Origin of the sequence: Colwellia hornerae (assembly GCF_007954355.1) — a bacterium.
In the GTDB taxonomy this organism is placed as follows: domain Bacteria; phylum Pseudomonadota; class Gammaproteobacteria; order Enterobacterales; family Alteromonadaceae; genus Colwellia_A; species Colwellia_A hornerae.
The window spans coordinates 1-12,698 of the sequence record NZ_VOLR01000005.1 but is presented as its reverse complement, the minus strand read 5'-3'; the positions used below and the strand labels follow the sequence as shown (position 1 = coordinate 12,698).

Genomic DNA, 12,698 nt, shown 5'->3' with positions numbered 1-12,698 from the left:
GAGTGCGTTTTTTAGCCAATTTAGCTATGCACCTTAAATTTTGAAAGCGACAGATATATCTTGCAGAGATGTTGCTAAGTTAGCTTGCTCTCTTGCTGTAGCCGCTATTTGAGTGGCACCAGTCGTTGATTCCATTGATTTTTGCTCGACACTGACCACATTCCTTGCAACATCTTGAGTAACCATTGCTTGTTCTTCAACGGCTGCTGCCACTTGTTCGGTCATCGAAAAAATATTACTGACTGACTTGGTAATGTCTTCTAGTGTTTTTTCTACATTTTTTGAATTGACAACGGCTTCGTTGGCCATATTTTGACTGGTTTCGATTACATTGAATGCGGCATTTGCATCGGTTTGTAGAGCAATGATAAAGTCTTCTATTTCACTGGTAGATTGTTGTGTTCGTTGGGCAAGCGTGCGCACTTCATCAGCCACTACCGCAAATCCTCTACCTTGCTCTCCAGCTCTTGCTGCTTCGATAGCTGCATTTAGCGCAAGTAAGTTTGTTTGCTCGGCAACTGATTTTATTACGTCGACCACCTTAGTAATATTACTACTACTCTTATGCAAATTGGTGATCCTGGTGGCTAAATCTGCTATTTCAGCGGCTAACGCTTCAATTGAATGATAAGACGTTTGTACTACGTTTAAACCACTTTGCGCTTGTTCATCGGCATCTTTTGCCGAATCTGCGGCAAGTTGTGTATTACTTGCCACTTCTTTTACCGTTGCTGATAACTCTTCTATGGCTGTTGCTATTAGAGCTATTTCACCTTGTTGAGCCAGCATTGACTGAGAATTATACTGACAAGTTTGGGATGTTTCTTCTGCTGCAGATGCTAACGTTGTGCTTGACGTGGTTATCTCGTCTATAGCACCAGAGAACTTCTCTAAGGTTAAATTGAGTGCAAGTGCTATTTGCCCCATTTCACTTTCACAAATATGGCTAGCTCGTATGGTTAAGTCATTATCATTTCTTACTTTTTTCATAACAAAGGTAAGATCAGCAACTTGCATGCTTAATTCTTTAATAATATATGTACTTAATAGCAAAGATAAAAGTATAAGCGTAAGGCTTAGTATGCAATTGATAAGCATTTTATTAAAAGCATGCTCATTTTTATTTTCAACAAGCTTAAGTAATGAATCGGCTAAGTGATTTTCAATTTCCTTAAATAGAAGGATACGTTTGGTTGATTGGTCAAACCAATAGTTTGATTCAATACCAAATTGCCCTTGGGCTGATTTGTCAATGGCAATGCCTCTGAGTCTTAAGACCTCCTTGATGACAGGACTTGACATTTTTTGCACGAAAAACGAACTGTTTTCGTCGTTAGCAAAAGATGAAAAACTGCTCATATAGGTATTTTGTTCCGATATTAGTGTAATGAATTTAACTAACATCCCGTCACTAAATTGGTCAGCGCTAAAAGTACTACTTAACACGGCGCGTTCTATACCTGCACGCTCTTTACCTTGTATAAAGTTATAATAGGAAAAAATCTCTTTTGACACCATCGAGTCAGTACTGATTTCTGAGATGAGGGTAGAAAGACTTAACAAGCTTTTATTAAGCTCTGTGTAATAACGGATCGCATTTGAGACCGGTATTTTTTGTTGGTCAACTTGACTTCTTATGCTGTAAATTTCACTAAGTTGCTGAGCAATTTTATTGTTCAGTGAAATTATTTTTTTATCTCTAAATTGATTATCGGCTAAATAATTTGTTGTTAAACTGTTTTTATTATTTACTTCTTGGCGTTGCTTGATAAGTTTATCGCCAAACATTGTCCCTTTAGCACTTAAAAATCCGGCAGTCATACCACGTTCTTTTTGTAACTCATGCACTAAATCGCTATAAACGATAGATAGCTTGGTTAATCGTGTTAGTTGTGACATCTCCTGTGTACTATTAATGCTTTGTAAAATAGCCGCGACACTATAGAAAATGAAACTAAGTAATGGTATGGCAATTAAGATATATATTTTTTTCTTGAACGAAATGTCTTCGAATTTCATCGTTTATAACCCTGTGATTTGCTCCTGCGGGATTAAAATAATGGAAAGTCCTGATAAATACAATTTTTGATAGTCTTCTCTTGATTTAGAACAAGTATCTAAAGAAAGTTTATTGTTCATTTTTAGTCTTTTTTTTTATTATCCTTTTATTTCAATGGTTTATGTTTTTAGTAGTTCAGTGGCTCTTCGAGTGTATTTATTGTAAATAATAACGCTGTTTATTACATACAATCACGTCTACAGCTTAATAAATAGCTTAATGTACCAGCGACCTATTAAGCTGTATTAACAGTAAAACATTATAAGAGTGTTCTTACTTCAAACAACTCAGGGAAAAAGCTAACCTCTAAGGCTTTTTTCAAAAAACTGACTCCAGAAGAACCCCCCGTTCCTGCTTTATAACCAATAATTCGTTGCACGGTATACATGTGCTTAAACCGCCATTGTTGAAAAGAGTCTTCAATATCGACGAGCTTTTCGGCCAGTTCATATAACTCAAAATATTTCTCAGGTTGTTGATAGACCGCTAGCCATGCTTTTACCACACTTTCATTACTTTGATAGGCTTGAGTAACATCGCGATTAAGTACACAATCGTCAATGCTAAAACCTGCTTTTACTAATGTGGCAATCACTTCGTCATATAAGCTTGGACTATTAAGTAATAATGCTAACTCTTGATAGGCTTGATTGTTATTTTTATGCACCTTGAGCATGTCACTGTTCTTATTGCCTAAAAGAAACTCAAGTTTTCGATAACCGTGCGACTGAAAACCCGAAGAACGGCCTAAGTCATCACGAAATTTTAAGTAATCAACCGGAGTAAGTGTTGATAAAATATTCCATGACTGAGTAAGTTGAATGAATATTTGTTTTACCCGGGCAATAACTTTAAATGCAGGGCCAAAATCATCTGCACGTAAACACTCCAGGGCTTTCGCTAGCTCATGGCCAGCAAGTTTTAGCCAAAGTTCACTACTTTGATGAATAATAATAAACAGCATCTCATCATGCTCTTTAGATAATGGCTGTTGTGCCGATAACACTTGCTCAAGCTGCAAGTAATCACTGTAGGACATATCATCTTTAAAGTCGGTATGAATATCTTCTTCTAGTTCACGTTTATTTGCATCTCCATTAAAAGGGCAGCCGGAATTAGACATCGATGTTCTCCTTGCTTTTAAGTTGTTCTTCAACGAGTTGCAGAAGTTTCTGGTAAACAAAGTCATCTTGCCAACAGCTTTCTATATTGGCTATTTGCATTATTTTCGCCATGATTATTTTTTGCTCATCTCCTATGGCTAATGCTTGTGAATAAGGCAAGTACGGTGAGAAAGTGACCATAGAATAAAGCGGCACCCAAAGCTCAGGATGAAGTTGGTGGAATTTTGCTTCAATTTTTTTCTGTAATAAAAAGTCACTGTTACCAGAGAGTTCGCTCATTTCAACAAAGTTACGTTGGGCTAACTCAGTGATAGCATCGGCATTAATTTTTCGTTGTTTTTGGTAAGCGGGAAAAATATCGTGCCACTGACCTTTATACTGTTCAATAATTTCCCCCAGCTCTCGACAATCTTCAAAGCCACAATTCATCCCTTGGCCATAATAAGGCACCATAGCATGGGCAGCATCACCAATTAGTGCGACCTTATTGTTAATGACCCAAGGGTCGACATTGACCAAGAATAGTGGACTGGCTTTCTTTGCCATAAAGTCATCAATCGGATCGGCTAGCAATGGCATAGCATCGGCAAAATTATCATTGAAAAAAGTTATAACATCGCTGCGTTTTTTTAAACTATTGAATGAATGTTCACCTTCATTTTTACTTTCATCGTTGAGAAACAAGGTGCAAGTAAAAGTACCATCAGGGTTAGGCAGGGCGATGAGCATAAAGTCTTTTCTTGGCCAAATATGCAAGGCTTCTTTTGCCATTTTAAAGCGAGCATCGCCACTTTTGTTTTCATTGGCGGGGATGGTTAGTTCTATATATGACTGCGGCATAAAAGACTGACTATAGCTAAAACGTGGTGTTTCTTGAGCCAGGCGGCGCACTTTAGAAAAAGCCCCGTCGGCGCCAAAAATATAATCAGCATCAATTTCGATATGACTCTTTTTCTGCCCAGCATCAAAACTAAAAGAGGTACAACCGGTTGTAAAATCAACATGGGTCAGTCTTTTTTCAAAGTGTAATGATACGCTCGCTTCTTTTTCAGCTAAATTGAGTAGTTGTTCATTAATGCCTGAGCGTGATACTGACCAAATAGCTTGATCGTCTTTACCGTAAGCTTGCTCGGTTATCGTGCCATCGATGGCATGCATAATGCGTTTTTTCATCGCAATGGCGTCTTGACGAACTTTATCAGCAATGCCAACGGCTTCCAACGCTAACCAACCTCGATCTGAAAGTGCGATATTAATCGACTTTCCTTGGTATATATCATGCTGACGAGAATCTGGACGAGATTCAAATAAGTTAACATTATAGCCTTTTCTGGCTAATATAATCGCAAGTAGGGCGCCAACAGGGCCTGCTCCTGCAACCGTGATGTTAGTTTCATTCGCGGGTTTAGTCGTTGAATTTACGCTCATTGTAAACATTCCTTTAGCAGTCGAACAAAGTGATAAATATCTTGGAATTTATTATAAAGTGGCACGGGAGCAACACGAATAACATTGGGTTCACGCCAGTCGGTGGTGACGCCGTTTTCTTCTAAAGCCGTAAACATTGCTTTGCCATCGAGACCCTCCACATTGATCATTAAAGATAGCTGACAACCACGCTCAGCTTGGTTACTTGGCGTGATGATGCGAATTTTATCGCCTAACTCGCTACTGATAAGCTCGGTCATATATTGAGTGAGTTTAATTGATTTTTTGCGCAGTTCTTTAATACCGCCAGCCATTTTTATGGTGTCTAGAGAACCACGAATAGCGGCTAATGAAAGTACCGGTGGGTTTGACAATTGCCATCCTTCGGCTGTAGGGATAGGCTTAAAAGTATTTTCCATTTTAAAACGGCTTGATTTATCGTGACCCCACCAGCCAGCAAAGCGATTTACCTGTGTTTCACTATCGGTATTGGTGCTATGTTTTTGATGAACAAAGCAACCGGCAACTGAGCCAGCGCCACTGTTTAAATATTTGTAACTACACCAACAAGCGAAGTCGACTTGCCAATTATGCAAGGCCATTTCGATATTACCAACGGCATGCGCTAAATCAAAACCTACCAAAATACCCTTTGCATGGGCTTTTTCGGTGATGGTTTTCATATCAAGTACCTGACCGGTATAATATTGAACGCCCGGTAATAATATTAGCGCTATTTCATCACCTTGGTGTTCAATCATTTGATATAAGTCATCATGATTTAATAGCTCTTCACCGGCCCTTGGTGTCCACAACAGCATGTTGTCATCGACATTTTTTTTGTGGTGTTTAAGTTGAGATTCAACCGCATAATGGTCAGAGGGAAAAGCATGGTCTTCAAGCAATATTTTTGAGCGCTTACCTTGAGGTTGATAAAAACTGACCATCATTAAATGCAAGTTTGTCGTTAATGAGTTCATCATTACCACTTCTTCATTTTTTCCGCCAACCAATAAGGCCGATTGCTCGGTTAAAAACTCGTGGTAGGGCATCCATGGGTGATCCCCTTCAAAATGACCTTTTACGCCTCTTTGTCCCCAAGAGTCGAGTAGTTCAATAACATATTCGCGGGCAAGTTTTGGCTGTAAACCCAGCGAGTTGCCGGTAAAGTAGTATTCATCTTCACCATTGGCTTGTTTGGGAATAGCAAATTGCTCGCGTATTATCGCTAACGGATCGTTGATGTCGAGTTGTTGCGCATAGGCTAAGGTCGTTTTATTGTTATTAGTTGTTATTGTTTGTGTCATGGTTATTTACTCACTTCTTTAGCGCTAAACTCTTTAGCTGCAAATATTACCGGGCGACTCGGCGCTGCGTCATTATGAAAAGCTGGGCTTTGAATATTAATAAAATAAAATCCGTCGGCAATATCATTATCAATAAAAGCCATTTCGGTAATCGTTTTGTTAGTTAAACTATCGTTATTCATTTGGTGACTGCCTTGTGCAACTTGCCAAAACAGATGATGGCAAGTCATTAGCCCCTCATCATGCAAACGGTCAATCGAAGGCAAATCTACCACTAAGTGTTCTACGCCGCGTTCATTTAAATATAAGATAGCTTCACGACTAAAAAAGGCCGGTTGGTTGTCAGGACTATAAGCTTGTTGGCACTTACTTTTATCATTGGGTAAGGTACGAATAACCAAAGCTTGTAATTGTTCATTATTATAATAACGACAGGCTTTTTTGAGGAGTGTCCGGCTGATAATTGCATCAGCTGGGTAAAAGTCAGGGCGATAATGTTCATCACTTTTTAGGGCAAGTTCAGGTGTGATTGAAATGACGGCGCAGGGCATTAACGCGGGTATATTCAATTGCGCTAAGGTTAACGCACGCTTTTCATCATGATGAGTCGCTAACTCAGTATCATTCTCTTTGGGGGTATTCATCGCATAGTGGCAAATATGAGCGATAGACTCGGTATGCGTACCGTTGCAATGTGGGTTGATGGTTAATTCATTAACATTACAACTGCCGCCTTGTTGGGTATCTCCGATAAAGCTTCCCGCTTGCATTGGACTGGCTAAGGCGGCCTTGGCAGAAAAGTGATTTGGCTGTTGCGTTGCTTGATTAAAGTTAACCGCAATAGCCAATGACCATGAGTTTTCGATATTGATTTGATAGCGAGTATCGTTGAGCTCGACGCTTATCTGCAAACTCATAAGAATTGCTCTTTTGTTAAGCCAAGCCATTTAAGTGCTGAACCATGCAGTAACTTTTCTTTAATAGTATCGGAAAATTGACTATTTTCTATCAGTTTACCGGGTGCTAACTCACCCAGTGGAAATGGGTAATCGCTACCGAGGGCAATATTGTCTGGGCCCATTAAATCGACAAGATATTTCAGGGCTAATTCGTCATGGACTAATGAATCAAGATAAATTTGTGGCAGAAAGTCTCGTGGATTAATCGGGCAGTCAACCGCGCACAAGTCTGGGCGAACATTAAAGCCGTGTTCAATACGGCCAATAGTGGACGGAAACGAACCACCGCCATGAGCAAAGGCGATCTTTAGCTTAGGTAGACGTTGCAGTACGCCACCAAAAATCATTGAGCATATTGCTAAGCTTGACTCGGCTGGCATGCCAACAAGCCAAGGAAGCCAATATTTAGGCATTTTTTCTTTAGCCATCATGTCCCATGGATGAACAAAAACAGCAGCGCCTAAATCTTGTGCTGCTGCAAAAATGGGGAAAAGCTGCTCATGGTCTAAATTCCACTCATTAATATGTGAACCAATTTGAATACCAGCCAAGCCAATTTTCATGCAACGTTCAAGTTCTTTTATCGCAAGATCTGGTGATTGCATTGGCACTGTGCCTAAACCGACAAAGCGTTTTGGGTGATCGTTAACAATACCGGCAATGTGATCATTTAAATACTTAGATAAATCTAAGGTATCTTTAGGTTTAGCCCAGTAATTGAACATCACAGGTACCGTTGAAAGTACCTGTACATCGACCTGATTTTTTTGACAGTCATCAAGGCGAACTTTCGGATCCCAGCAATTGTGATCAATTTCACGGAAAAATTTTTCATCCACCATCATTCGCGCACAACCACATTTATGATGATCTAGACTAACAAAACCACCATAACCGTACTTTTCACGTAAATTTGGCCAGGTCTTAGGTAAAATGTGGGTGTGAATATCTATCTTCAACATCGATTATCTTCCTTGAATGTAAACAGACTAGCTTTAAGTAATTCATCGAAAAGCGTTATTAATATATGACCCATCAGTTACCCCTTTGTTACAACCGTACCGCATTGCTGACAAGTGCAGTTGGTAGGCGTTTGATAAAAACGATTAAATACTTTGGGCAAATCAGTTTCTATATTATCGAGACGAAAAGCTTCGCTGTAGAGTTGATTTTTACAAGCAGGACAAAACCAAAAAAGTGCATCCTCTTGCTTATTTTCCCGCTTTTGTTCAACCACTAAGCCAACGCTGTTTTCAAAACGTTGCGGAGAGTGCAACATTTTTGGCGGCAGCAAAAATATTTCGCCCGCTTTAATGGTTATATCATGGAAATTTTCAGGATTATGCTGCTCATCATTTGCAACGCAAGCATCTATGACAGAAAGTACCATTTCGCCCTCAAGCTGATAAAACAGCTCGGGTGTTTCGTTATAATGATAGTCAGTACGGTTGTTAGGGCCACCGACGATCATAACAATAAAATTATCCTGTTCAAAAATTTGCTTATTACAAACTGGAGGCTTAAGTAAATGGCGGTGTTCATCTATCCAAGCGTGTAAATTAAAAGGCATCGCGATGCTATTTTTCAAGGTTGACATAATTATCCCTCGTTCGCTTTACGGCTTGGCGCATTATTTTGCTGCAAAGCCGCGATACATTTAAGTTCTATCGCTATGGGGGTTGGTAATTTGTTAATTTCAATGGTGGTTCGACAAGGCTGATTATCAGCAAAGTATTCTGCGTAAATACGATTATAGGCGTCGAAGTCGTCATCCATATTGGTTAAATAAACCGTGACGTCCACTAAGTCCATCCAGCTGGCATTTGCAGCTTCAAGAATTAAACGAATATTGGTGAATACGCTATGACATTGCGCTTCGATGTCGTAACTTTTTATTTTGCCTTGCGCGTCCAGTTCAACACCCGGAATGTCTTTGCAACCTGCTTTTCTTGGGCCAACACCCGACAGAAATAACAAATTACCCACTTGTCGGGCATGAGGGTATAAACCTACTGGTTTTGGCGCTTGTTCAGCATGGATGATTTTTGGCTGCAAAGCCGCTTTATCTGTTGCATCGCTCATCAGGGATCCTTATTAATTCACTCTTAATGTTAATAGAGATTAAGTGTAGACAAAATCTATTAAAGACTTTTGTTGTTCTTTATTGACATGAAACTGAGTACGCTTAAAGAAACGATATTTCGATGTTATTGAAATATCGTCAGGCACTCCAAAGAAAAGGAGGTTAAATAAGCGTCCATTTGCAGCCTAATACGCTCGCAAATATTGCTCCAGAAGATTTAAATTTATGACACGTTTGGTTCATATATATCTTTTATGTCGCAGAGTATTTTATACAAACATTTTTAGGCTCAGTAAAGAATCTCATCGCTTCTAAACCACCTTCTCGGCCAACCCCTGAATGATTCATGCCGCCAAAGGGGGTGCGTAAATCGCGTAATAGCCAACAATTTATCCAAACAATACCGGTATTTACTTGTTCGGCTAGCTGGTGTGCTCTATTGATATTTTGCGTCCAAATAGTCGCGGCTAAGCCATATTGGCTTTCGTTGGCAAGTGCGAGCGCTTGTTCGTCAGTATCGAAGACTTGTAAGGTTATTACTGGGCCAAAAATTTCCTGTTGGTTACAGCTGGCGTTATTAGATAAACCTTCAATAATGGTGGGCTGTAAAAAGTAACCTTGCTGACAACGACCTGATAAATGGACTTGCTCACCACCGGCTAAAATAGTGCCGCCTTCTTGTTTGGCTAAATCGATATAACCGAGCACTTTTTCTAAATGGTCTTTAGAAACAATGGCGCCCATTTTTGTGTCATTAAGCAAAGGGTCTTGTGGTAAAAGCGCTTGTGCTTTTGCTATTAATGCGGTTTTAAATTTTTCATAGATACCTCGCTGAATATATAACCTTGAGGCACATAAACAAATTTGACCTTGATTAGCAAAGCTGGCGCGGAAAACTTCGGCAACGGTATTTTCAAAATTACAGTCATCAAAGATTAGGGCGGGATTTTTACCGCCTAATTCTAACGATAGCTTTTTAAATTTTGGCGCTAGCTGTGTTGCTATTGCAGCACCGGTTGCTGAGCCACCGGTAAATGAAATAGCGCTAATTTTTGGGTGATTACATATTGCTGAACCTGTACTTGCACCACTGCCATGTAAAATATTTAAAACACCGTTTGGCAAGCCGACTTTTTGACAAATAGCGCCAAGCATCGCCGCGGTTTTTGGCGTGACTTCAGAGGGTTTTGCAATAACACAGTTACCGGCGGCAAGTGCTGGTGCTATTTTCCAAGTAAATAAGTAGAGCGGTAAATTCCACGGTGATATACAACCAACAATACCGACAGGTTGGCGCAAAGTATAATTAATCGCCGAGTTTGCTATCGCATGAGATTCGCTAGCAAATTGAGAGCAGGCATGAGCAAAAAATTTGAAATTACTGGCTGCACGCGGTATATCGACCATTCGCGCTAAAGCAACTGGCTTACCATTGTCTGTCGCTTCGGCGAGTGCCAATGATTCGAGTTGATTTTCAATTTCTTGTGCTATGGCAATTAAATAGTCGGCACGTTGTTCTAAATCTAAGGCACGCCAGGCTGGCAGGGCCTGCTGTGCGGCAGTAACCGCTTGTTCAACATCAGCGACATCACTATTAGGAATTTGGCCATAAATTAACCCTGTGGCTGGCTCAATATTATCTAAATAGTTATTATTGACCGGCGCTTGGTATTTGCCATCAATAAAGTTTTCAATGATATTATGTGCATCGGGCATTATTGTTCCTCTGCTTAGTGTTTATTAACGTAAACCTTATAAACAAGAGGTTCTGCCACCATCAACGGGTAAGTTAATACCTGTGATGTAGCCAGCCGCAGGCGACGCTAAAAAAGCGGCTGCAGCTGCAAATTCTTCGGGCTTAGCGAAACGGCGCATCGGAATAATCGCTTTTTCGTTAAGCGTTGCTTGTTCAATTGAAATGTTTTGTTTGTTGGCCTTGCCCGAAATAATGGCATCTAAGCGGGCGGTTGCCGTAGCACCAGGTAAAACATTATTGACAGTAATGCCAAATTCGCCTAATTCATTTGCTAAGGTTTTCGCCCAGCTTGCTACCGCACCACGTATGGTGTTGGAGACACCTAGACCATTGAGCGGCTGCTTAACAGAGGTTGATATAACATTGATAATACGGCCATATTGCTTTTCTTTCATACTAGGAATAAGCGCTTGGACCAAGTGATGGTTGGACACTAAGTGTAAATTAAAAGCGTTGATAAATTCATCGACACCGGCAGCATTGGCAGGCCCTGGTGCGGGTCCACCGGTATTGTTGATTAAAATATCATAACCACCCGATGCGTTAACATGGTCATTAATCACGGTTTTTACTTGTTCTGTATTTGAAAAGTCAGCGACTAATACTTGGTGTGTTTGGCCTTGGGCCGTATCAAGTTCAGCTTTGACTAATTCAAGGGCTGCTTGATTACGTGAGAATAGCGTGACATTAGCGCCTAAGTGAGCAAGCTCAATCGCACAGGCTTTACCGATACCTTGGCTTGAACCACAAACTAATGCGCTTTTACCTTGAAGATTTATATCCATAAATACTCTTTATTATTGTATTTTTTTTCAAACGACTTTTCAAAGCGGTGTTAAGCTAATTTCGTTGAAAATTTGAGTTAACCATTTTTTATCACATTAAATAATTTAATGTCAGCAAAAGTGTGAAGTTTTATTTTTTTACTTTGTAAACTTTTATAGCCGTAGCACTCAAAATAGCGCAGTAATATACTCAGTGTTATTTCACTTTAACATTTGTTAAATTAAGCTGATAATGGGCCTTTATCACCAACAAATAGCTGTAATGACCATACATAATCCACTAAAAGGTGCCTATATTTCAGGGCAGGGAACACCGATTGTACTTCTTCATAGTTCGCTAAGTTCAGCTAGACAATGGCAGCCCTTAGTTAAACTGCTTGAACCTCACTACTTAGTCATTAATATTGATATGCTCAGTTACGGTAATGCAGAAAAAGTTGCTGATGAATTACATTATAATTTTGATGTTGAAATTAACCGTATTAAAAAAATTATTAACAGTGTTGCTCAACATCAATCTTTTCATTTGGTTGGACATTCTTGTGGCGGCGCGATTGCATTAAAGCTAGCCATTGAGGATCCAGAAAAAATATTAAGTCTTTCTTTATATGAGCCGGTTGCGTTTCATTTACTGGAACAAAACAGTGGCGCTCGAGTGTTAGCAGAAAACTTTGCTAACCAGGTTAATATTGATGATAGGTATAAGGGGGCAGAGATCTTCACGGATTTTTGGAATCAAGCCGGTTTTTTTGCAGCCTTACCACAAAAAATACAGGATATAATGGCAAGAGATATGCCTAAAGTAAGCCTAGACTTTAAAGGCTTAATATCAGAAAAATATACCTTAAGCGATCTAAGTCGTCTTACCTGTAAAGTGTTAATGATGACAGGGGAACAAAGTCCTGAACTCAGCCGGTCATTAGCCAATCAAATTAAAGCGAGTTTACCTAATGTTGAACATCAACATTTTCCAACCGGACATATGGGGCCGGTAACTCATAGTGGCTTGATCCATCCAGCCATTGCTCGTTTTATTGCTCATTGATAAAACAAAAAAAGACGCCTTAGCGTAATGCCGATCAGTTAAGCAATTTATAGCTTGATTAATTTGTTAATGAGATCAAAATCCAGTGATTAATATCACTGGATTTTTTTTATGCAACTTTCTACCGCTCTTTCTTTAGTTAATTCAAATAA

Annotated in this window: 11 protein-coding genes; 1 reads left to right on the top strand and 10 read right to left on the bottom strand. The window is 39.6% G+C overall.

Annotated features, from left to right (window positions below):
- Window positions 1-33: 33 nt before the first annotated feature.
- From ESZ26_RS04380 to ESZ26_RS04335, 10 genes are all read right to left on the bottom strand, one after another.
- Window positions 34-2,019, bottom strand: coding sequence for a methyl-accepting chemotaxis protein (locus ESZ26_RS04380; RefSeq protein WP_146798375.1), 1,986 nt, complete (start codon window positions 2,017-2,019; stop codon window positions 34-36).
- Between the two features lie 299 nt (window positions 2,020-2,318).
- Window positions 2,319-3,182: a tryptophan 2,3-dioxygenase gene (gene kynA / locus ESZ26_RS04375; RefSeq protein ID WP_146798373.1), complete on the bottom strand. Its 864-nt coding sequence runs from the start codon at window positions 3,180-3,182 to the stop codon at window positions 2,319-2,321.
- Window positions 3,175-4,611 carry an FAD-dependent oxidoreductase gene (locus ESZ26_RS04370; protein ID WP_146798371.1) on the bottom strand — a complete coding sequence of 479 codons (1,437 nt, stop codon included), beginning with the start codon at window positions 4,609-4,611 and terminating at the stop codon, window positions 3,175-3,177. Before ESZ26_RS04370 ends, kynA begins: the two co-directional genes overlap by 8 nt.
- Window positions 4,608-5,918, bottom strand: a complete 1,311-nt coding sequence (gene kynU, locus ESZ26_RS04365; protein WP_146798370.1) for a kynureninase — start codon at window positions 5,916-5,918, stop codon at window positions 4,608-4,610. The genes ESZ26_RS04370 and kynU overlap by 4 nt, the downstream gene beginning before the upstream one ends.
- Window positions 5,919-5,920: 2 nt before the next feature.
- The gene (locus tag ESZ26_RS04360; protein WP_170246303.1) at window positions 5,921-6,835 is read right to left on the bottom strand and encodes a cyclase family protein; all 915 of its coding nucleotides are present in this window, start codon (window positions 6,833-6,835) and stop codon (window positions 5,921-5,923) included.
- The gene (locus ESZ26_RS04355; protein WP_190278382.1) at window positions 6,832-7,839 is read right to left on the bottom strand and encodes an amidohydrolase family protein; all 1,008 of its coding nucleotides are present in this window, start codon (window positions 7,837-7,839) and stop codon (window positions 6,832-6,834) included. Before ESZ26_RS04355 ends, ESZ26_RS04360 begins: the two co-directional genes overlap by 4 nt.
- A gap of 77 nt (window positions 7,840-7,916) precedes the next feature.
- The gene (locus ESZ26_RS04350; protein ID WP_211361201.1) at window positions 7,917-8,474 is read right to left on the bottom strand and encodes a 3-hydroxyanthranilate 3,4-dioxygenase; all 558 of its coding nucleotides are present in this window, start codon (window positions 8,472-8,474) and stop codon (window positions 7,917-7,919) included.
- A 2-nt stretch (window positions 8,475-8,476) separates the two neighbouring features.
- The gene (locus tag ESZ26_RS04345; RefSeq protein ID WP_146798367.1) at window positions 8,477-8,959 is read right to left on the bottom strand and encodes a RidA family protein; all 483 of its coding nucleotides are present in this window, start codon (window positions 8,957-8,959) and stop codon (window positions 8,477-8,479) included.
- 253 nt (window positions 8,960-9,212) lie between these two features.
- Window positions 9,213-10,676, bottom strand: coding sequence for an aldehyde dehydrogenase (locus ESZ26_RS04340; RefSeq protein ID WP_146798365.1), 1,464 nt, complete (start codon window positions 10,674-10,676; stop codon window positions 9,213-9,215).
- A 36-nt stretch (window positions 10,677-10,712) separates the two neighbouring features.
- Entirely contained in the window at window positions 10,713-11,501 is a 789-nt protein-coding gene (locus tag ESZ26_RS04335; protein WP_146798364.1) for an SDR family oxidoreductase, read from the bottom strand.
- Between the two features lie 262 nt (window positions 11,502-11,763).
- On the opposite strand from ESZ26_RS04335, the gene ESZ26_RS04330 reads away from it, so the two are divergent.
- Complete coding sequence (locus tag ESZ26_RS04330) at window positions 11,764-12,546, top strand: alpha/beta fold hydrolase (RefSeq protein ID WP_170246302.1); 783 nt, start codon at window positions 11,764-11,766, stop codon at window positions 12,544-12,546.
- Window positions 12,547-12,698 lie beyond the last annotated feature (152 nt).